Source organism: Nostoc sp. (genome assembly GCF_036916575.1).
Taxonomy (GTDB): Bacteria; Cyanobacteriota; Cyanobacteriia; order Cyanobacteriales; family Nostocaceae; genus Nostoc.
Genome location: NZ_JBALGC010000117.1, coordinates 1 through 20,793, shown reverse-complemented (window position 1 = coordinate 20,793; position 20,793 = coordinate 1). Strand labels below are relative to the sequence as shown.

General features: G+C 46.1%; 19 protein-coding genes and 1 pseudogene. 19 read left to right on the top strand and 1 reads right to left on the bottom strand.

What is annotated here, in order from left to right:
* The first annotated feature begins 67 nt into the window (after positions 1-67).
* The 11 genes and pseudogenes from V7L29_RS26530 (at position 68) to V7L29_RS26480 (ending at position 8,171) form a co-directional block, all read left to right on the top strand.
* Positions 68-589 (top strand): monooxygenase family protein, encoded by a 522-nt coding sequence (locus V7L29_RS26530; RefSeq protein ID WP_334691583.1) that lies wholly within the window; start codon positions 68-70, stop codon positions 587-589.
* Complete coding sequence (locus V7L29_RS26525; protein WP_442944268.1) at positions 586-735, top strand: transposase; 150 nt, start codon at positions 586-588, stop codon at positions 733-735. The genes V7L29_RS26530 and V7L29_RS26525 overlap by 4 nt, the downstream gene beginning before the upstream one ends.
* A 35-nt stretch (positions 736-770) precedes the next feature.
* Positions 771-1,142, top strand: coding sequence for a DUF302 domain-containing protein (locus V7L29_RS26520; RefSeq protein WP_334737313.1), 372 nt, complete (start codon positions 771-773; stop codon positions 1,140-1,142).
* 74 nt (positions 1,143-1,216) lie between these two features.
* Positions 1,217-1,459 (top strand): annotated as a pseudogene (locus tag V7L29_RS26515) (MOSC domain-containing protein); the annotation flags it as partial.
* A 115-nt stretch (positions 1,460-1,574) separates the two neighbouring features.
* Positions 1,575-1,892 carry an MOSC domain-containing protein gene (locus V7L29_RS26510; RefSeq protein WP_334737312.1) on the top strand — a complete coding sequence of 106 codons (318 nt, stop codon included), beginning with the start codon at positions 1,575-1,577 and terminating at the stop codon, positions 1,890-1,892.
* Positions 1,893-1,950: 58 nt separating this feature from the next.
* Positions 1,951-2,805: an alpha/beta fold hydrolase gene (locus V7L29_RS26505; RefSeq protein WP_334737311.1), complete on the top strand. Its 855-nt coding sequence runs from the start codon at positions 1,951-1,953 to the stop codon at positions 2,803-2,805.
* Between the two features lie 133 nt (positions 2,806-2,938).
* Positions 2,939-4,354 carry an NAD(P)/FAD-dependent oxidoreductase gene (locus V7L29_RS26500; protein WP_334737310.1) on the top strand — a complete coding sequence of 472 codons (1,416 nt, stop codon included), beginning with the start codon at positions 2,939-2,941 and terminating at the stop codon, positions 4,352-4,354.
* A 248-nt stretch (positions 4,355-4,602) separates the two neighbouring features.
* Positions 4,603-5,601 (top strand): alpha/beta hydrolase, encoded by a 999-nt coding sequence (locus tag V7L29_RS26495; RefSeq protein ID WP_334737309.1) that lies wholly within the window; start codon positions 4,603-4,605, stop codon positions 5,599-5,601.
* 293 nt (positions 5,602-5,894) lie between these two features.
* Positions 5,895-6,545 carry a cysteine hydrolase gene (locus tag V7L29_RS26490; RefSeq protein ID WP_334691592.1) on the top strand — a complete coding sequence of 217 codons (651 nt, stop codon included), beginning with the start codon at positions 5,895-5,897 and terminating at the stop codon, positions 6,543-6,545.
* A 125-nt stretch (positions 6,546-6,670) separates the two neighbouring features.
* Positions 6,671-7,699, top strand: a complete 1,029-nt coding sequence (locus V7L29_RS26485; protein WP_334691593.1) for an alpha/beta fold hydrolase — start codon at positions 6,671-6,673, stop codon at positions 7,697-7,699.
* An 82-nt stretch (positions 7,700-7,781) separates the two neighbouring features.
* Positions 7,782-8,171, top strand: coding sequence for a DUF6130 family protein (locus V7L29_RS26480; protein ID WP_334737308.1), 390 nt, complete (start codon positions 7,782-7,784; stop codon positions 8,169-8,171).
* 519 nt (positions 8,172-8,690) lie between these two features.
* Here the strand turns inward: V7L29_RS26480 and V7L29_RS26475 are convergent.
* Positions 8,691-8,864, bottom strand: a complete 174-nt coding sequence (locus tag V7L29_RS26475) for a hypothetical protein (protein ID WP_334737307.1) — start codon at positions 8,862-8,864, stop codon at positions 8,691-8,693.
* Between the two features lie 210 nt (positions 8,865-9,074).
* On the opposite strand from V7L29_RS26475, the gene V7L29_RS26470 reads away from it, so the two are divergent.
* From V7L29_RS26470 to V7L29_RS26435, 8 genes are all read left to right on the top strand, one after another.
* A complete protein-coding gene (locus V7L29_RS26470) occupies positions 9,075-15,059 on the top strand; it encodes an AAA family ATPase (RefSeq protein ID WP_334737306.1) in 5,985 nt (1,994 codons plus the stop codon).
* Positions 15,056-15,706 (top strand): response regulator transcription factor, encoded by a 651-nt coding sequence (locus V7L29_RS26465; protein WP_334689283.1) that lies wholly within the window; start codon positions 15,056-15,058, stop codon positions 15,704-15,706. The genes V7L29_RS26470 and V7L29_RS26465 overlap by 4 nt, the downstream gene beginning before the upstream one ends.
* A 247-nt stretch (positions 15,707-15,953) precedes the next feature.
* Complete coding sequence (locus tag V7L29_RS26460; RefSeq protein ID WP_334737305.1) at positions 15,954-16,478, top strand: DsbA family protein; 525 nt, start codon at positions 15,954-15,956, stop codon at positions 16,476-16,478.
* A 315-nt stretch (positions 16,479-16,793) separates the two neighbouring features.
* Positions 16,794-17,189 carry a nuclear transport factor 2 family protein gene (locus V7L29_RS26455; RefSeq protein WP_334689285.1) on the top strand — a complete coding sequence of 132 codons (396 nt, stop codon included), beginning with the start codon at positions 16,794-16,796 and terminating at the stop codon, positions 17,187-17,189.
* A 62-nt stretch (positions 17,190-17,251) separates the two neighbouring features.
* Positions 17,252-18,196 carry an NAD-dependent epimerase/dehydratase family protein gene (locus V7L29_RS26450; RefSeq protein ID WP_334737304.1) on the top strand — a complete coding sequence of 315 codons (945 nt, stop codon included), beginning with the start codon at positions 17,252-17,254 and terminating at the stop codon, positions 18,194-18,196.
* A 52-nt stretch (positions 18,197-18,248) separates the two neighbouring features.
* Positions 18,249-19,835, top strand: coding sequence for a GMC family oxidoreductase (locus tag V7L29_RS26445; RefSeq protein ID WP_334737303.1), 1,587 nt, complete (start codon positions 18,249-18,251; stop codon positions 19,833-19,835).
* A 150-nt stretch (positions 19,836-19,985) separates the two neighbouring features.
* Positions 19,986-20,144 carry a hypothetical protein gene (locus V7L29_RS26440; protein ID WP_334689288.1) on the top strand — a complete coding sequence of 53 codons (159 nt, stop codon included), beginning with the start codon at positions 19,986-19,988 and terminating at the stop codon, positions 20,142-20,144.
* A 12-nt stretch (positions 20,145-20,156) separates the two neighbouring features.
* The gene (locus V7L29_RS26435) at positions 20,157-20,564 is read left to right on the top strand and encodes a hypothetical protein (protein ID WP_334689289.1); all 408 of its coding nucleotides are present in this window, start codon (positions 20,157-20,159) and stop codon (positions 20,562-20,564) included.
* Positions 20,565-20,793: the final 229 nt, after the last annotated feature.

Below are 20,793 nucleotides of genomic sequence, written 5' to 3'. Positions count from 1 at the left end.
CTAGTTGAGATTATGCACCAGCAATAGATAAACTTTTGGTTTTTGTAACAAAACAGGAGGCAATCTTATGCCAATAGAAGAACATAATAGTGGTATTCCTCTGACCAAACCACCAGCCGATAGTGCATACATTGCTGCACTCTGGGAACACCCAAACTTATGCCTGGCATTCTTTGGCGTTCAGTTTTACACTGAAGCAGGGCAACGTCTCTACGAGGATAGTGGTATTCAAGAGGAAATGTTTCCAGCTTTGGAGACAGCAAAAGCCGAAGGACTGTTCCTTAATCGTCCGATAACTACACCTGAAGGGCGGTTGCTCATGCAATACTGGCGTTCTTACAACGATTTGGGTCATTGGGCACGCCAGCTACCTCACTCACGCTGGTGGAACTGGCTGGTAGAGAACACCGGCAAGGGAGTAGCTTTTTACCACGAGATTTATCAAATCAAGACCGGAGAAGCAATCTATGAGCCTAGTACGAAACCTGTTGGACCAGCGCTTTTCTGTTCCGTGCAGCCTGTCAAGGTTGGTGAAGGTCTCTCCAAAGAGCGTCAGCAACGGTTTGAGGACGAGAGATTGCAGACTTGATTACAGCAGCAGACGCAAAACTGGTTTATCTTCCACCCTATTCTCCTGATTTCTCTGCGATGGAAAACTGTTGGTCGAAGATTAAAAGCTTGCTGCGTTCCATCGGTGCTAGAAATTATCCTGACTTAGCCAAAGCAATAGAATAAGCGTTTTCACTGATATCTCTAGATGATACTCACGGTTGGTTTACCCACTGCTGTTACAGTACCTCAGTAGACTAGGAAACGCTATAGAAGCTATCCTTCAGGCAAAAGGCATCACCATTTTTGCCCGCATCGATCAACGAGCTGAAGCCAAAAAAGTTGGACTCAGCCTATGTCCAACACAATTATTGTTATTTGGCAACCCTGAAGCCGGAACACCGCTCATGGTGGCAGAACCGATGATCGCTCTGGATTTACCCCTGAAAGTACTGGCATGGGAAGCGGTTGACGGCAAGATGTGGCTGAGTTACAACGATCCTGATTACTTAAAACAGCGGTTCTCTCTCTTTGATGAGTTGGTCAAAAACATCGCAGTCATTAAACCTTTAATCAATCAAGCACTCCAATAAACAACTCATTCATTTTTTCGATGTTCCATGTTGGCTGCCGTAATTGAATACAATCCAAAATTTTGGAGCTAAAGATGAAACTTATCTCTGTCAACGTAGGACTTCCGCGTGAAGTGACCTGGAAAGGAAAAACAGTTAGCACTGGAATTTTTAAAGAGCTGGTCAATTCGAGAGTGATGGTGCGTGAACTCAATTTAGATGGCGATCAACAAGCAGATCTCACCGTTCATGGTGGAGTTGACAAAGCCGTATATGTCTATCCTTTTGAGCATTATGACTACTGGCGAAGCGAATTGCCTGACACAGAATTAACATTTGGGATCTTTGGTGAAAATTTCACAGTCACAGGATTGAAAGAAGAAGAGCTGAACATTGGCGTTCACGAAGTGTGCGCGATAGCGCTCTTGCTTCAAAATCGGCAGTGTGGAACTAATGGTGACTCAACCGCGCTTACCCTGCTACAAACTAGGGATTCGCTTTGGGCGATCGGATATAGTGAAACGATTTCTCACCAGTCGTCGCACCGGATTTTACTTTCGGGTTTTGCAAGAGGGCGAAGTTGGAGTCGGAGACACTTTAGAGTTGATGAGTCGAGATACCAACAATATCACAGTTGCTGATATCACTCAGCTTTATGTTCGCGAGCAAAATAATCCAGGGTTACTGCATCGTGCAGCTCAAATGGAAGCGTTACCCGAAAGCTGGCGGGACTACTTTCAGGAGCAGATCCGTCGTCAGGATGTGAGATAGATCGACCTGTCGTAAAACGCGATCATATCACTTTTATACACTTACAAGGAGTAATCCCATGACTACATATCGCACAGTTTCAATCGATGGTTTAGACATCTTCTACCGTGAAGCTGGTTCTCGCGATAATCCGACGATTCTACTATTGCACGGCTTTCCAACTTCTTCTCATATGTTCCGCAATCTCATACCAGCCCTCGCTGATAAATTCCATCTCGTTGCACCTGATTATCCTGGCTACGGTAACAGTTCCACGCCAAGTGTAAATGAGTTTGATTACACGTTTGATAATTTGGCTGAGATTGTGGAGAAATTCATTACTGCAATCGATCTCAAAAAGTACAGCCTCTATGTGATGGATTATGGTGCACCGATTGGCTATCGGATTGCCGCTAAATATCCAGAGCGCGTGCAATCTCTGATCGTTCAAAATGGCAATGCTTACGAAGAAGGTCTGCGCGAATTCTGGGAACCAATTAAGGCATACTGGCAAGAGCGATCGCCTGAGAATGCCCAAAAGCTCAAATATCTTGTCACCCTGGAAGCGACGAAGTGGCAATATACCAATGGTGTTCGCAATCTAGAAGCGATCAGCCCCGATACTTGGACTATCGATCAACATTTCCTTGATCGCCCCGGCAACGGTGAGATTCAACTGGCACTGCTGTATAGCTATGGTACGAATCCACCGCTCTATCCCCAATGGCAGGAGTATTTTCGTCAATATCAACCCCCTACCCTGATTGTTTGGGGCAAGAACGACTACATCTTTCCTGCTGACGGTGCTTATCCCTACCAGCGTGACTTGAAAGACGTTGAGTTCCATCTACTCGATACCGGACATTTTGCCCTGGAAGAGGATGGGGATGCGATCGCAAACTATATCGATCAATTTCTTACATCACGACTGTAATCCGTTTTTGGCAGAATAGGACACCCGAAAATGCTCTAGCGAATCCAAACCCGCGAACAAGAATCTAGTGACAGCTTAATTGTCTGCTATTTTGATTTTTCCATTGATCGCGATGAGATATCAGGAGATCAACATGACAACAACGACCGATTTCAATTTTACTGCCCGCGAGACACTACGCCTGCTCGGTCCCGATCCCGAAAACTGGGTGCCTGATCGCCCTGGGATTGATCACAATGTCACTATAATAGGTGGCAGCGGCAGCGGTAGCACCTTTGTATTTGCGCTACGGCGTGCTGGGATCGGTCGCGTGACGGTGATCGATGCAGCCGATGACGAGGCTCATGCAGGCGTGTGGCTGACGCGAGCGCGGATGGAAAAGCTCCGCACGCCCAAAAATGTGCCTGGTCCAGAACTAGGCATCCCAGAATTATCCTTTCAAGCCTGGTACGAAGCGCGGCACGGTACGGAAGCCTACGCGGCGATTGATCGCATAGGGCGAGTGACTTGGGCTGAGTACCTCAGTTGGTATCGGCAATTCCTCAGTATCCAGGTTCGTTACCGGACGAAGTTGGTGCGGATTGAGCCAGCCGCAGGTTTCTTCCGCCTACACCTTGAGGTAAACGGTGTCCCACAGGTAGAGACTACGCGCAAAATTATCTTCGCCAATGGCGTGGCTGGCACTGGTGGTCCATACATACCTCCAATACTGGCTGACTTACCACGTAGGCTGTACGCACATACCGCCGATGCCATCGATTTTGAAGCACTGCGCGGTAAAACTGTGGCGGTGCTGGGTGCAGCGGCTTCAGCTTTCGATGCAGCAGGAGTGGCGCTGGAATCGGGAGCTCAGGCAGTACATTTGTTTGTACGGCGGTCGGCGATTCCGTCTCTACCAATAATTCGGGAACGGGACTACCCTGGTGCTTACTGTAACTATCCCCAACTACCCGATGCAGTCCGCTGGTTCCAAGCTTGGCGCTTTCGTCAAGTAGGCTCCACACCATCACGGAACTCGATTGAGCGAGCGATCGCCTTCCCGAACTTTCACTTACACCTATCTGCACCTTGGAGATCGGCACGGGAAATGGGCGATCGCATTGTCACCCAAGTGAATGATGATGTTTTCGAGTTTGATTTTGCGATCGCTGGTACTGGTTACTTCGTTGACCCAACAAAGCGTCCCGAACTAGCCGACTTTGCCCAGCACATTGCCCTCTGGCGCGATCGCTACGAGCCACCAGAAAACCTGCGCGACGACTATTTGGGAACGCACCCTTACTTTGGTAACGCCCGCGAATACCTAGAAAAAGTACCTGGTACTGCTCCTTATCTAAAAAACATTCACGTATTTAATCCTGCTGGTTTTGTCAGCTTTGGCTTGCCTGTTGGTGACATATTTAGCATCCGCCGCGACATACCTGCAATAGTATCGTGCATCAGTCACGACTTGTTCTTTGAGGACTGGGCGCATCATGAGGCACGTATGACAGGCGATATCGCCCCTGATTTTGAGAACTCGCTCTATGCTGCTGCGGTATGGAAATAACCGATCGAGGCAGCGACTTGCTAGGTTGGCAACCTTTTCAAGATGTTTTTCCTCACTACTGGCACCCAGCGGTGCTTACTACAGGTTATGGAAAATACAGGCAGGTGGATTTCTACCTGTAGAAGCTAGAGTCGGTAAAAAGTAATTGTCATTCTACAATTACTACTTAATAAAGCAGCAGTGTTAAATCAATTAACTTAACAGTGCCATCTCAACAGATTGTTTACAATTCATTAAAGGAGAATGTCATGGTTTCTCAAGCAAATTCGCAAGCAGCAAAAATTCTGGAAGTTGCAGATGATCCCCGTCTTTCCAGAGAAGTGAAGGCATTTTTGAAGGAGCTGAACTCACCAGGGGAGGAGGCTCTAGAGACACTCACTCCACTCGAAGCGCGTCAAGTACTCGTGGATGCCCAAGCTTCTGTTGAAGTCGATCTTTCGGGCATTGAGGAATCTGAGAAAACGATTACCGCTGACGGTTATTCGATTACACTCAACATCGTGCGTCCTGAAGGGGATAAAGGCACATTGCCTGTTTTCATCTTTATTCATGGCGGTGGTTGGGTGTTGGGTGATTACCCAACACACAAGCGCATGGTGCGTGATCTGGTTGTGCTTTCAGGGTTTGCAGGGGTCTTTGTCAACTACACGCGCACGCCAGATGCTCAGTACCCACAGGCGATCAATGAGATTTATGCCGCGACCAAATGGGTTGCCGAGCATGGTGAGGAGATTGGCGTGGATGGCAAAAATCTGGCAGTCGTCGGCAACAGTGTCGGCGGCAATATGACAGCAGTTACTGCTTTGCAGGCGAAAGACAAAGGAGGACCACACATCAAGTTACACATCATGATGTGGCCGATAGTCGATGCTAATTTTGAAACGAATTCTTACCACCAATTTGGCGACAAACGGTACTTGAGTACACCAACCATGAAGTGGATGTATGACATGTACATCGCTGATCCAGAAAAGCGCAAAGACATCTATGCCTCTCCCCTACAGGCGACGGTTGAGCAACTCAAAGGTTTGCCTCCAGCGTTACTTGTGGTTGCGGAGAGCGATATTTTGCATGACGAAGGCACAGCCTATGGGCGCAAGCTCGATGAAGCTGGGGTGGAGGTGACAACGGTGCAATACAACGGCATGATTCATGACTTCGGACTACTCAATGGTTTAGCCGAGTTGCCAGAAACCCGTTCTCTGTTTGTTCAAGCTGCTGCTGAATTGAAGAAACATCTGCAATAGGATGCGTAGTTTACCGCCGCAGGCATCGCTTCCTTAACCGCCAGTTGCAATGAATCCTCGTTCTTGCAGGTTTTGGTATCGCGGGCTTGAGGCTGGTCTGATTTATTCAATCTTCGTTGGGTAAGTCAGAAAAAGCAAGATATCACGCCACAACTACACCCCATTCTTGTCAAATATTAACCTGGCAATTGCTGTGATTACATTCATCCTCACCCTAAATCTTTCTCCCAAGATGGGCGAGGGACTTGCGAACACCAGAACAGAGAAAAACAAATGAACACATTAAAAGAGACATGAACATCAACAAAAATGACACCGCAGTGGTCGTTATCGATCCGCAAAATGACGTTTTAAGTGAAAAAGGGGTTTCCTGGGATTTGGTTGGTGAGAGTGTTAAGGACAATAAGACCGTCGAGAACATTGAGCGAGTTTTCAAAGCCGCAAAGCAGGGGAACTTTGAGGTGTTCATCTCTCCCCACTATTACTATCCCACGGACTACAATTGGAAATTTGCCGGAACCCTAGAGCAGATGATGCTTGGGGTAAAGGAATTTGTTCGCAGTGGACCCTTAAGCCTGGATGGTTTTTTAGGATCGGGCGCCGACTGGCTCGATCGCTACAAGCCTTTTATTGAGGATGGCAAAACGATCGTGGTCAGCCCCCATAAAGTCTATGGACCGCAAAGCAATGATCTCGTTTTGCAACTGCGTAAGCGCAACCTGAGCAAAGTCATTTTGCTCGGAATGTTGGCAAATCTCTGTGTTGAAGCTCACCTGCGCGATCTGATCGAACAGGGATTTGAGGTCCTTATCGTCAAAGATGCAACGGCTGCCCCGCGCCATCCGGATCTCGGTGATGGCTATAAGGCAGCACTGATCAACTTTGGCTATGTTGCCAACGCCGTTCTGTCTACAGACAACGTTGTAGCAACAATGTTGTTGTAGCGGTATAATCCATTCACCACATCTTATTCTTGCCAACTGATTGCGAACTGAGGGGAATATGCTCGGCGCTTGCATTTGGCACTGCGCTTTGTGCAATCGCCTCATCAATCCAAAGAGTCAACCTTATGCTCAAAGCAATTAAACACAACCGCCGCCGCTTTCTCTTAACGGCGGCAGCAAGCATTCTCACAGAAATGGCACTTATGGGTACCGCACACGCAAGCTTCGACAAGCCCAAACGATCTGAATTTAGGTTTACTCCGATCAAGCAGATCAAGGCGGGTGTCCTCGACATCGGTTACTATGAAGCAGGACCGAGCGATGGATCTCCGGTATTGCTGCTGCATGGGTTCCCGTATTCCATCGATAGCTACATTGACGTTGCACCAATGCTTGCTACACGTGGATGTCGGGTGATTGTTCCCTACCTGCGGGGACATGGATCAACCCGTTTTCTCGACAGCGAAACACCACGCTCCGGGCAGCAAGCCGCGATCGGTGTCGATGCGATCGCCTTGATGGATGCATTGCAGCTAAACCGTGCTGTGCTTGCTGGCTATGACTGGGGTGGGCGAGCCGCTTGCGTTGTTGCGGCTCTCTGGCCTGAACGATGCACAGGTCTGGTGTCCGTCAACAGCTACCTGATCCAGGACATTGCCAAGGCAGGGCTACCACTTTCACCCGCCATCGAATCCGGGATCTGGTACCAATACTATTTCCAGACCGAGCGCGGACGCGCTGGACTGACGGCTAACAGACGTGAGATTGCGAGGATTCTCTGGACTCGCAATTCGCCCTCCTGGCACTTTGACGAAGCAACGCTTGATCAATACGCCAGCGCCTTCGACAACCCCGATTATGTGGAGGTCGTCATTCATTCCTACCGCCATCGCCTTGGACTTGCTGTCGGCTATCCCATGTATGAGGAGCTTGAGCAGCGACTTGCCGCGCAACCGACCATTACGGTGCCGACAATCACGCTAGACGGGGACGCAGATGGTGTTGTGCCAGCAACTGATGGGAAATCGACGGCAGCAAAGTTTAGCGGCGAACGTCAGCATCGGGTCATTCCAAACGTCGGTCATAACCTGCCCCAGGAAGATCCTAAAGCATTCGCAACTGCGGTCTGGGAACTCGCATCAAAGAAACGTTAATGGCTTTTCTGGAGCGATAACTCTGCGCCGCTTCACCTTCAAATGGATCGTTGTATAAACTACTCTCAGGTACTTACCTGCTATGAACACCCACACACCGAGCGCTAAGGACATTATCGGACCATCACCGTTGATTGCGATCGAAAACGAAGCACCACCCAAGCTGATTGTCGATCCACCGCTTCCCGAACCGCTAGCACAGGGACGCGTCTTCATCCAGTACCGGACGGAGAATTTGCGTGTGTTACCAGTGTTTGGCAAAGGTGCCCTCGACGTATCGCCGCGCATTGGGCATATCCACATCACTGTCGATGATGCGCCGTGGCACTTTGTTGATGCCAGTGGCGAAACGATTATTCTGGTCGGACTGGAACCTGGTTTGCACAAGGTGTTGATCGAACTAGCCGACCCCACACACAAAGTCATCACCAGCGAAACAGTTACGTTCAAGATCCCCGATCTTGGACGATAAGTTCAACCATCTCTGCAAGGAAAAGCCATTATGAAAATTGATCATCAACCGATTCCGGCATCGTTTTTTGGTATTGTTCTCGGATTGGTGAATTGATTATGCTCAGTGCTGCGATCGTTTGGGTATTGTGAAATTCTAAGATTAAACCAATTTTGTCAATAGTAGTAACGCTGTAAATTAAGTCACAGGTGAGTATCAAATTGAATATTGTACGGGGGATAGAGCCTAAGAATGAGTGGCACTTTTTTTGATAAGGCGTAGGCGTACCCAGCCGTAGGCATCGCTAGCCCAAAAATTGTGTTTTTTACCCCCGTTTTTTAGAAAATTTTAAGCACTATTACTTATTGACAAATTGTTTATGACCTTAAACTGTCATGGATGTCGTTTGAGTGGTGTTGCTGGTGTTCTATCTCGCTAAATGGTTCTGGTTCAGGAATGAAGCACTGGCTGAACTACGGCATCCGATTCAATGCTGCTTTATTGGCTTAGTAGACCTGAGTTCGACGTAAAAAAACGTCTCTAATTCAGGCAGAAACCGAGTTGTATGGGTGGGTTAAATGATAGCAAGCGCCAAAGTTTGATTAGGAAAAAATCTGCCTCTTGTAGTGAATCTAAATCTTCTATCGTTAGATTTAATGAAGGTTTTTTCTCTTGGTATGTATAAGCAATTAAACCAGCAATAACATTAACCATGAAATTACAAATACTGCGGTAGCAGGCATCATCTACAGTGATAGGATATCAGGCATGGGCTGAAGAGTAGTTTTTGAGTTGTCGTTGTGAGAGACAATAACTCTACTACATCAGCCCGATCTCTTCATACTCTTTTTTTGGCGAAGGTATTGTACTGACAAACTGTATAATTAGCGATGTCGCTCATGATAATCATCGAAAGAGATCGCAATGATTGCCCTACCTGGAGTTGCCATCCAAAGCAAAATCTATGAGAGTTCGGCATCTGTGGTGTATCGGGGGATCAGAGTGCAAGATAATCGATCGCTCATCGTCAAGATGCTCAAACTTGATTATCCCTCTACCCAAGAACTGACTCGCTACAAACAAGAATATGAAATTACCTGCTCCCTCAACCTGCAAGGAGTCATCAAGGCATACAGCCAGCAGGAATATCAACGCACACTTGTAATTTTATTAGAAGACTTTGGTGGAGAGTCTTTAGAACAATGGATGCACAAGTGTCCAGAGACTTTCTCTCCCATGCCCTTATCTACTTTCCTCCGGCTTGCCATTGACCTGACAGACATTTTGGGCAGAATCCATGCAGCTAATGTGATTCATAAGGACATCAACCCCGGCAACATTGTCCTCAATCTACATACTGGTGTTGTAAAAATCATTGACTTTGGGATTGCCACCCGCTTTAACCGCACGAATCCAACTTTCAAAAGCCACTATGCTTTAGAAGGAACCCTCCCCTACCTGTCTCCAGAACAAACTGGGAGAATGAATCGTTTGCTCGATTACCGCACTGATTTCTATTCGCTGGGCGTTACTTTCTACGAACTGCTAACCAGACAACTGCCGTTTCCCACAACGGACATCCTTGAACTAGTCCATTGTCATATTGCTAAACAGCCACCTCCACCTCATGAATTGAATGCAACGATTCCCAAAGCAGTTTCAAATATAATTATGAAACTGATGGCCAAAAATGCCGAGGATCGCTATCAAAGTGCTTGGGGAATCAAAGCGGATTTAGAGATTTGTGCCGAGCAATTAATAGAAATTGGTAAAATTGATAAGATTCAACTGGGTCTGCAAGATATTCGAGATCGGTTTCAAATTCCTCAAAAACTCTATGGAAGAGACAAAGAAGTTGCAATGTTAATAGCGACTTTTGAGCGCGTTGCTGCTTCACCAAACTATGTAGAAAATATTTCAGAACGCGAACAAAATAGCAACTCAACATTCCCAGTCGAAATGATGTTGGTATCTGGCTATGCTGGAATTGGGAAATCAGCATTAGTGCAGGAAATTTATAAACCAATTACCCAAAAGCGGGGCTATTTTATCTCTGGGAAGTTCGATCAATTTCAGCGCAATATTCCCTACAGTGCGATCGCAGATGCTCTGCAAAAATTAATACAGCAACTACTCGGTGAGTCAGACGAGCAAGTGCAGCAATGGCGATCGCGTCTGCTTACAGCTTTAGGAAACAACGGACAAATCATTATTGATGTCATCCCAGAAGTTGAGTTAATTATTGGCAAGCAGCCACCTGCACCAGAAGTTGGCACAACTGAAGCTCAAAATCGCTTCAATCGAATTTTTCAATCGTTTGTGCGGGTGTTTTGTTCCAAGGAACATCCTCTAGTAATTTTTCTAGATGATTTGCAGTGGATAGACTCAGCAACGCTAAAGTTAATCGAGTTGATGCTGCTAGATGAGCAAATCCAATCTCTATTTTTAATTGGAGCATATCGAGATAATGAAGTAAATTCAACGCATCCACTGGTATTAATGCTAGAAAGACTGCAAAAACAAGGAGTAGTTTTTCAAAAAATTATCCTGACACCCTTAACGCTGGAATCGTTGAGTCAGTTAATTGCTGAGACGCTACATCACAATCCTGACAATGTTCATTCTTTGGCTGAGTTAGTGCTACGTAAAACTGAGGGCAATCCTTTTTTTGTCAATGAATTTTTGAGAATGCTGTATAGCGAAAATTTGTTGACCTTTGATACAGAAGACTTAAGTTGGCAATGGAACATTGCTCGAATCCAAGCCCAAAATATTACCGATAATGTTGTGGAATTAATGCTAGTCAAGTTGAAGAAACTACCAGAGTCCACACAGCAAATTCTCCGATTAGCGGCTTGTATTGGGGCTGAATTTGATTTAGATGTTTTATCGATTGTTTGCGAGCAATCACCTCAATTAGTTTTTTCAGATTTACTCGCAGCCATACAAAATGGATTAATTCAACCCCGATCTGAATTAGATGAAAACTTGTTAATCAAAGAACATAAGTTTCTGCACGATCGCGTACAGCAAGCTGCCTATACTTTAATTGATGAGGCGCACAAACAAGTTGTTCATTTACAAATTGGGCAAAATCTGTTGACAAAAACCTTGCCAGAGCAACTATCAGAACGAATATTTGAAATTGTCGATCATCTCAATCATGGAATTGAGCTGATTACCGAGCAATCCGAACGCAATGAAATTGCGCGATTAAATTTAATCGCAGGTGAAAAAGCAAAAGCAGCGATCGCTTATAATGTCGCCAAAAAATATTTAGCTACAGCAAGAGTTTGGCTAGCAGCTTCTAGCTGGCAAACCAACTATGACCTGACTTTAGATTTATATACAGAAACAACAGAAATCGCCTATTTATGTGGTGATTTTGAAGATGTAGAACACTGGTTATCGATTGTACTACAAAAAGCTAAGACAGTTCTCGATACCGTAAAAGTTTACGAAGTCAAAATTCAAACCTATGTCGCGCAGGAGCAGTTGTCAAAAGCGATAAATACTGGATTGCAAGTTTTGCCGCAACTGGGGATCACTATTCCTAAAACGCCTAGCCAATCAGATATTCAGCTTGAACTGGACGCAATCGCATCACTCTTCAATGAGAAGTCAAGTGAAGAGCGGGTTCATTCACCGAAAATAGCCGAGCCAAACCAGTTAGCGGCGATGCGAATCCTATCCAGAATAACGCTTGCTGCTCATCTTGCCGCCCCTGATATAATGCCACTATTTGTTTCTAAACAGGTTAGCCTGTCAATCCAATATAGTAATGTGCCAGTGTCTCCCTTTGTGTACGCTCTGTATGGATTCATTCTTTGTCGGACGGTCGGAGACATCGAGTCTGGCTACAAGTTTGGGCAGTTGGCTCTCAAACAGTTGTCACAGCCAAATACTCAGCCACTCAAAGCTAAGACATTACTGAGCGTCAACATATTCATCGCTCACTGGAAAAAGCATTCCAGAGAAACATTGCAGCCATTCATAGAAGGCTATCACAGTGGTTTGGAAACTGGAGATTTAGAGTTTGCTGCCTACTGTGCTGAAGTTTACTGCTTACTGTGCCTCTGGGTGGGCAAGGAACTCGTAGAACTCGAACGTGAGATGAGCATGTACGGTGAAGCCATCCGTCAATTGAAACAGGAAGCAGCACTTACTTGGACTCAGATGCATCATCAGGTTGTCTTAAACTTGATGGGACGCTCAGCCAATCCTATCTGTCTAAACGGTGAAGCTTACAATCGAGAGAATAGATTGCGGCAACATGAAACAGAAAATAATGGCACCTCAATCTTTTTCTTATATTGCTACCAGCTTTTTCTTTGCTATTTATTTTCTGAGTATTCCCAGGCAGTTGAAAACTCCAGTTTAGTGGCACCGTATGTGCGCTACGTGGAATCCACACCTCCTGTTTCTGTGTATTATTTTTATAGTTCTCTGGCACAACTCGCAACCTATTTTACAAGCAGCGATCAAGCGCAAGTAAAAATCCTGGAAGCAGTTGCAGTTAACCAGAATAAACTCCAGGTATGGGCAGATCGTGCGCCGATGAATCATTTGCATAAATACCAGTTGGTGCAAGCAGAGACGGCGCGAGTTCTAGGTCAGTTATTTGAGGCAGAAGAATTTTACGAACAAGCTATTCAAGGAGCCAGAGAAAATAGATATATCCAAGAAGAGGCGTTAGCTTATGAATTGGCTGCAAAACATTATTTAGCCAGAGGTAGAGAAAAATTTGCCCAAACCTATATGAAGGAAGCTCACTATTGTTATGAGCGTTGGGGAGCGACTGCCAAGGTTAGAGATTTGGAAACTCGCTATCCGCAGTTCTTTTCCCAGTCGTCAAACAAGGCTTCTCAAACAATTCCCAAGATTTCTAAAACTACTTCTAACAGCTCGCCCATTGCTTTTGATTTAGCGGCAGTACTAAAAGCATCACAAGCGATTTCGAGTGAAATTGAACTGGATCGATTGCTCAATTATTTAATGAAAATCTTAATTGAGAACGCTGGCGCACAAACTGGATTTCTAATTTTGGAAAATTCAGGAGAATGGGCGATTGAGGCTGCTTGCGTACTCAATAATGATGAAAACGTCTGTGCTACGCGAGTACTGCAATCTATCCCAATAGACAATTGTCTTCCGGAATCGATTATTAATTATGTGCTCCGGACTCATGAATCTGTCATTTTAAATGATGCCACTCGTGAAGGTAATTTTATTAATGAGCCATATATTCAACACAACCAAACTCAATCAATCTTCTGTTTGCCACTGCTGAATCAAGGTAAGCTTGTCGGCGTATTGTATTTAGAAAATCAGCTAGCAACTGGAGCATTTACACCAGAGCGATCGCAAGTTTTGCATCTGTTATCGACCCAAGCAGCGATCGCCATTGAAAATGCCAAACTCTACTCCAAGTTGCGCGCTAGCGAAAGTCAGATGGCTCAATTTCTGGAAGCGGTGCCGATAGGAATTGGAGTCGTGGATACACTGGGTCGCCCTTGCTACGCTAATCAACAGGCAATTCAGCTATTGGGCAAAGGGATTATTCCTGGTGCGACACCAGAGCAACTTGCAGAAATTTATCAACTTTATCTAGCGGGAACAGAGCAACCATATCCCATTGAGAACTTGCCAGTGATGCGGGCGTTGAGTGGCGATCGCACGAGAATTGACGATTTAGAAATTCGCCAAAACAATGCAATCATTCCAGTTGAAGGGTGGGGAACTCCAGTATTCGACGAACAGGGCAATGTGATTTATGCGATCTCAGCTTTTCAAGACATCACCGAACGCAAACAAGCAGAGCAATTGCTAGCCGATTATAATCGTACCTTAGAACAACAGGTAGCTCAAAGGACAGCAGCTTTACAGAAAAGCGAAGCAGAACTGCGCGCGCGAGAACAGGAGTTACGACTGATTACCGACGCTCTCCCCGCTTGTATCTGTTATGTAGATACAGATCGGCGCTATCGATTTGCCAATCGAACTTATGAGGAATGGTATGGCTGTAGTCGAGATGAAATTCTGGGTAAGCAGGTTCGTGAAGTCATAAGTGAGGCAGCTTATCAAATTATTGAACCGTACATCAATCGAGCGCTAGCAGGACAGATTATAACCTATGAGGCAGAAGTCCCTTTGCCGTTGGGCAAAAAGTATATTGCTGTCACCTCCATCCCCGATTTCGATCTCAATGCTCAAGTGAGAGGATACTATGGTCTGATTACAGATATCAGCGAACAGCGAAACGCTGCACTGCGTGAACGCAAACGCGCAGAAGATGCATTAATTTTGGAAGAACGCAACCGTATGGCGCGAGAAATCCACGATACACTAGCCCAAGCTTTTACTAGCATCATTGTTCACTTAGATGCCGCTTCCCAACGCCTCAAGCTCGATCCAGATGCCGCCCAGTCACACCTGAAAACAGGGCGTGTTTTGGCGCGTTCTGGGCTTGCCGATGCTCGCCGCTCGGTAGAAGCACTCCGCCCACAGATATTAGAAGAAGGGGATTTGTATAGCGCCCTTGAACGATTCATGACTCAGATGTTTTACCTTACACCCGTTCGGGTAGTTTGTACCACGATCGGCGAACCCTATGCTTTACCGAATGAAGTCGAAGTGAATCTGCTTCGCATCGGGCAAGAGGCGTTAACCAATGCTTTTAAGTATGCAAATGCCAGCAAAATCTGCGTTGAGTTGCGGTATGAGCGATCGCAGTTCGTCTTGCAGATCGAAGACAACGGTCAAGGGTTTGAAAGCAGCAGTCTGTCTATCGGTCGGGGCTTTGGGTTACTCGGAATGACCGAACGCGCCCAACGTATTGGAGCAGAATTGACGATTGTGAGTCACCTTGGACAAGGTACAGAAATTGTAGTGAGAGTACAAACGCCATGACGCACCGCTTAACCGCTACACCTGACTCCTCTGCAATCCGCATCTTGATTGGCGATGACCATCCATTTATGCGAGAGGGTCTAACAGCCGTACTCGATTATAAACCGGATATGACCGTAGTCGGGCAAGCCTGCAACGGTTACGAAGCAGTAGAATTGTTCCGCCAACATCAACCCGATGTTACATTGATGGATTTGCGGATGCCTGAACTGAGTGGCGTTGACGCGATTGCTACCATCTGTGCTGAGTTTGCAGATGCTCGGATTATTGTCCTGACAACCTACGATGGTGACGAAGACATCTATCGGGGACTGCGAGCAGGCGCAAAAGGCTATGTCTTAAAAGATGCAGAACCAGACGAACTACTGACAGCGATTCGGGCAGTTCACAACGGACAACAGTATATCCCCCCTGCCGTGGGAGCAAAACTAGCAGAGCGGATGCGGAGTCCAGAACTGAGCGATCGCGAGTTAGAAGTGCTGCGCCTGATGGCAACAGGCAAGAGTAATTTAGAGATTAGTACTGGCTTGGCGATCGCTGAAGGGACAGTCAAATTTCATGTGAAAAATATTTTGAGCAAACTGGGAGTGAGCGATCGGACTCAAGCGATGATTGTTGCATTCAAGCGTGGCATTATTACGCTTTAAGAATTCAGCCAAAGCTTCAAATGAATAAATTCAGAATTATCACCTGCTCTTGAGGATAGGTTGTTTCTAGCCCTAAGAGTAAATTGATCCCTATCCCTGTTGCTAGTGCAAAAACTCCCCGCAGGGGATGCGACAAAGTGGGGTCAATTTTTATATTCTTAGAATCAAGAAACGATATTCAATTTCTTACTGTTATTTCTAGCATTTTCATCGCTAAGATGCTATCCACAGACCGCATAAAACAACAATGAGTCAGACAAGCGATAGCGACAGGTTGCTCATACCAATTTCAGAACACGATCGCACCCAAGGAACAATCAATGCATCAGTCGTTTTAGTAGAATACGGTGACTATCAATGTCTTTCCTGTAGTGAGGTTCACAGGATGATTCAAGAGATTCAGCAACAAATTCAATTGTGCTTTGTATTCCGCCATTTCCCGCGCATACATCTTCATCCCCAAGCACAAAAAGCAGCAGAAGCAGCAGAAGCCGCCGCCGCACAAAATAAATTTTGGCAGATGCACAATCTCTTATTTGCAAATCAATTCGCACTTGACGACGGCTATCTTTTAGAGTGTGCCAATCAGATACAGCTTGACATTGCTCGATTCCTTCGGGATATGACAGACCATGTTCATACTGAACGAGTCATTCAAAACATTCAAGGTGGCATACAAAGCGGTGTCATTAGTACACCAGCCTTATTTGTCAACGGAGTTCGCTATCGGGATGCATGGGATACACAGAGACTACTCGCTGCGATTCTCTAGGGAAATGGCTATGCCAACACCTCAGCTAGAAATTCTGAATCTATTTGATAGGCGTGGGATATCTGCTAATACCAATTCACTAAAATAATGAAACAAATGTAAACCCTCAAAGCCTTGCTGCATCTAAATTATTGAATTGCGTTAGCGCAGCGTAAAGCCTTCTCTTCGAGAGGCTTCGCCAACGGCATAGCTTCGCTTAGAGCGAGTCCGCGTTCGCGCAGCGTCTCGTAGAGAGCGTCATTGCGAATTGCGAATTGTGAATTGGTATAAGACTACTGCTCAAGCTATCTCAAAACTGTTTTTGTTTGAGGTTGAATGAACCAAATGAACTCTCTGGAAATAATCAAGAAAGCTTACATTTACTTAGGAGAAAAAGATATTTCTAATTATTTTTCCCTGATGTCTCCTAATGTCGAGTTTTATCAAACTGAAGAACTTCCTTGGGGCGGTCAGTATCGTGGTTTTGATGAGATCAAAGTTTTTTTCTCAAAGATTTTTCCACTGATTGATTCTTCAGTCGAGATATCTCACTACATTCACGCGGGCGAGCAAACTGTTGCCATCGGCAAGACGAGTGGCGTAGCAAAACTAACTGGGAAATCATTCAGTTGTAACTTGGCTCACATTTGGACAGTCAAGGAAGAAAAAATTGTTCGATTAGAAGTTTACATCGACACTGATGCAATGAAAACTGCACTGAGATTAGCCTAACAAGTTGGTTTAATTCGTCTTATTTATAAAATGTTTCACAGGTTTTAACAGGAGGTTCACAGATGAAGATTTTTGTCGCAGGGGCGACGGGAGTGATTGGTCGTCCGCTAATCGCGCAATTGCTTGCCAAAGGTCATGATGTAGTTGGATTGACCCGTTCTTCAGAAAACGCGCAAACTATAGCCGAACAAGGTGTGGAACCTGCGATCGCAGATGTGTTCGATGCAGATGCTGTCAAAGCTGCCATCAACAGCGTTCAGCCGGAAGTGGTGATTGAACAACTGACCTCCCTGCCTAAAACCTACACAGGCGAGTCGATGAGTGCAGCAGCAGCCTTGAACACTCGGATTCGTCGAGAAGGGGGTGCTAATGTGCTGGCAGCAGCACAGGCGGCAGGCGTGCGCCGTTACCTGAGACAGTCGATCGCATTTTGGGGGGTTCCTGGTACGGGATTAGCAGACGAAGAAACACCGATATCCTTGGATGCTTCGCCCGCAGTTGCAGCAGATGCACATACAGTGACCGAAATCGAGCATCGCCTCCTCAAAACGTCAAATCTAGAAGGGATTGTCCTACGCTATGGCTTCTTCTACGGGCCTGGCACTTGGTTTGCTCTTGATGGCGACGTTGCAAACCAAGTACGACAGCAACAATTCCCAATCGTGGGGAATGGGGAAGGTGTATGGTCATGGTTACACGTTGAGGATGCAGCGATCGCTACAGTTGCGGCAGCAGAGCGAGGTAATCCCGGCATTTACCTAATTACGGACGATCGCCCCTTAGAAGTGCGCGAGTGGCTCTTGGCTTTTGCTCGTTGGTTGAATGCGCCACCACCTCCCCAGATATCAGTTCAAGAGGCTCTAGAAATAGGTGGTGCGGATGCTGTTTACTACGGTACTCAAATGCGCGGCGCATCAAACGCCAAGGCAAAACGCGAACTTAATTTTCAGCCGCGACCTTTGGAATGGCTGGTTGGAAATGCTGTGGCTCATGCCAATGCTAGTTAGCAATTTTAACAAGAAGCAAACAACAACAGACAATTAACAAGGATAAATCATCATGACTTACTATGACTATATTGTGATTGGTGCTGGGTCAGCAGGCTGCGTGGTTGCTAATCGTCTGACCGAAAACCCTGACACGACTGTGTTGTTGCTCGAAGCGGGCAATCCAGATACAAAACCAGAGATTCAAATTCCGTTGGACTGCACAACCCTACCTGGCACCGAGGTGGACTGGGGATACTTCTCCCAACCAGAGCCGTATCTCAAAAATCGCCAAATCTTTTGTCCTCGTGGTAAAGTTTTGGGGGGCAGCAGTTCGATTAATTTCCTAGTGTATATCCGGGGCAATGCTCACGATTACGATCACTGGCAGTCACTAGGGAATCCCGGTTGGAGTTACCAGGATGTCTTGCCCTACTTCAAGAAATCTGAACACCAGCAACGCGGATCTGACGCATATCATGGAGTAGATGGGGAATTGAGCGTCACTGATGTTATGTCCCCTGCTCCCATCTCCCAACGATTTGTTGATGCAGCCGTGGCATTGGGATACGATTACAACCCTGATTTCAATGGCATAAAGCAGGAAGGAGTGGGGCCGATTCAGTTGACGGTCAAAGAGGGGAAACGGCACAGTGCTGCTGCGGCATTTCTCGTGCCGATTTTGGATCGTCCGAACTTAACGGTGCAAACGGGTACGTTGGTGACTCGGTTATTGTTTGAAGGCACTCGCGCCGTTGGGGTGGAATATTTGCGTCAGGGAATGCTGCATCAGGTCAGAGTTAATCAGGAAGTGATTGTCAGTGCAGGTTCGTTTGACTCGCCCAAGTTGCTAATGCTTTCTGGCGTTGGAGATACAGCAAAATTACAAGCAATGGGAATTCCTGTGGTGGCTCATTTACCCGGTGTGGGTCAAAATCTGCAAGACCACATTCTCGTTCCTGTGCCCTACGAAGCAACTCAGGATTTACACACGGCAAGGACCAGCAATGGCTGTGCTGAAGTTGGATTGTTTTTGCATAGCGAGAACAATCAGGAGGCTGCGCCAGATTTAGAATTAATTTTTGGCCCGCTGATGTGGGCACCTCCTGGCTATGCTAACTCTGGTTTGGGCTTCACGGGTCTAATTGCTTTAGTTCATCCTGAAAACATTGGCAGTATCAGTTTGCGTCCTGCCGAAGGCAGCAGCGCTTCGCTATCGCCCGATCCCAAAGACACACCAGTGATTCGACTAAACTATCTGCAAAGTCAATCCGATGTGCAAAAGCTCGTTGCCGGAGTTAAATTAATGCGCCAATTGTTCCAGACCAGTGCTTTTGATGAATTTCGTGGTCGGGAAGTTGCTCCAGGCGCTGATGTAACTGACGATGTAGCCCTTGAAGCATATGTGCGCGAAACTTGCGGTACGGTGTTTCATCCAATCGGCACCTGTAAAATGGGAACTGACTCTATGGCAGTTGTAGACCCTGAACTACGGGTATATGGAGTTGAGGGGTTGCGTGTCGTTGATGCTTCAATCATGCCAACTTTAATTACGGGACATACGAACGCGCCCACAATAATGATTGGCGAAAAAGCAGCTGATTTAATTAAAGCAGCACGTAGCGTTTCAAAGCAAGCACATAAAGCAATTGCCAGGTGACTCGCTTGCATATAGACGTGAAGAAACTTCTAATACCAATTCTCTAAAATTCGGCAACAGATTCAAACCCTAAAAACTAAATTCTGTAAGACTTCCGTAATTACGAATTACCAATTGGTATAAGATCGCCTAAATCTGAAAGTAGGAAGAATGAACGATCGCTCGACACTAACAGGTAAAAAGGCACTGATCGCCGGAGGCACAAAAGGGATTGGACGAGCGATCGCTCAAGAATTCCTCTGGCTTAGTGCTGAAGTAGCGATTATTGCTTGCCATCAAGAAACTCTCATCTTATACAAGTGCATTTGAGGTAGAATAAAAATGAAAATTGCTCAATATGGAACAACGATCGCGGTTCTTCATGCGATCGCTAATGGACTACATGGTTTAGCACATGTGGAAATCCCTGTTGCCCTCTCTGTGCTTCAGAGTTCGTTTGTGGGGATTGTGATTTTTCTGACTCCCATCATTGCAGGCGTTTTACTTTGGACACAGTTCTACCGCATTGGTAGTTGGCTGTTGCTCAGTTCATTAGCAGGATCGCTCCTTTTTGGAATCTACAATCATTTCATCGTAATTAGCCCCGATCATGTGTCTCAAGTTTCCTTGACAGGTTGGGGTCTGCTTTTTCAAGTTACAGCCATTCTCATATTAATAGTAGATGGATTCGGGTGCGGGATTAGCGTTTGGGCATTGAAAACAATCCAGCAACCAGAGGAGGTCTTATGAGTTCGTAACCATCATCGTTCCTAGAGATCGCAACACTGGGGGCAGTAGCACTGTGAACTCACAATCAACAAGCAGTTAGGGTTTCTCAAAATCCATCTGCAACCCTCATTTTCTCAGTGTTGAAACACTTACACTATCTTGCACTTTAAGGAGGAAGAACCATGAGCCAATCTAATCTATCCATTGCTACCCAAGAAGTAGCTACCAGTACCATCTTGGACACTGCAGA

What these genes read in the sequence shown, in the direction of transcription:
- V7L29_RS26440 (WP_334689288.1), top strand. Translation starts at nt 19,986, where the DNA reads ATGAACGATCGCTCGACACTAACAGGTAAAAAGGCACTGATCGCCGGA.
- V7L29_RS26455 (WP_334689285.1), top strand. Translation starts at nt 16,794, where the DNA reads ATGAACCAAATGAACTCTCTGGAAATAATCAAGAAAGCTTACATTTAC.
- V7L29_RS26465 (WP_334689283.1), top strand. Translation starts at nt 15,056, where the DNA reads ATGACGCACCGCTTAACCGCTACACCTGACTCCTCTGCAATCCGCATC.
- V7L29_RS26445 (WP_334737303.1), top strand. Translation starts at nt 18,249, where the DNA reads ATGACTTACTATGACTATATTGTGATTGGTGCTGGGTCAGCAGGCTGC.
- V7L29_RS26435 (WP_334689289.1), top strand. Translation starts at nt 20,157, where the DNA reads ATGAAAATTGCTCAATATGGAACAACGATCGCGGTTCTTCATGCGATC.
- V7L29_RS26480 (WP_334737308.1), top strand. Translation starts at nt 7,782, where the DNA reads ATGAACACCCACACACCGAGCGCTAAGGACATTATCGGACCATCACCG.
- V7L29_RS26450 (WP_334737304.1), top strand. Translation starts at nt 17,252, where the DNA reads ATGAAGATTTTTGTCGCAGGGGCGACGGGAGTGATTGGTCGTCCGCTA.
- V7L29_RS26530 (WP_334691583.1), top strand. Translation starts at nt 68, where the DNA reads ATGCCAATAGAAGAACATAATAGTGGTATTCCTCTGACCAAACCACCA.
- V7L29_RS26485 (WP_334691593.1), top strand. Translation starts at nt 6,671, where the DNA reads ATGCTCAAAGCAATTAAACACAACCGCCGCCGCTTTCTCTTAACGGCG.
- V7L29_RS26505 (WP_334737311.1), top strand. Translation starts at nt 1,951, where the DNA reads ATGACTACATATCGCACAGTTTCAATCGATGGTTTAGACATCTTCTAC.
- V7L29_RS26495 (WP_334737309.1), top strand. Translation starts at nt 4,603, where the DNA reads ATGGTTTCTCAAGCAAATTCGCAAGCAGCAAAAATTCTGGAAGTTGCA.
- V7L29_RS26490 (WP_334691592.1), top strand. Translation starts at nt 5,895, where the DNA reads ATGAACATCAACAAAAATGACACCGCAGTGGTCGTTATCGATCCGCAA.
- V7L29_RS26475 (WP_334737307.1), bottom strand. Translation starts at nt 8,864, where the DNA reads ATGGTTAATGTTATTGCTGGTTTAATTGCTTATACATACCAAGAGAAA.
- V7L29_RS26500 (WP_334737310.1), top strand. Translation starts at nt 2,939, where the DNA reads ATGACAACAACGACCGATTTCAATTTTACTGCCCGCGAGACACTACGC.
- V7L29_RS26510 (WP_334737312.1), top strand. Translation starts at nt 1,575, where the DNA reads ATGGTGACTCAACCGCGCTTACCCTGCTACAAACTAGGGATTCGCTTT.
- V7L29_RS26470 (WP_334737306.1), top strand. Translation starts at nt 9,075, where the DNA reads ATGATTGCCCTACCTGGAGTTGCCATCCAAAGCAAAATCTATGAGAGT.
- V7L29_RS26460 (WP_334737305.1), top strand. Translation starts at nt 15,954, where the DNA reads ATGAGTCAGACAAGCGATAGCGACAGGTTGCTCATACCAATTTCAGAA.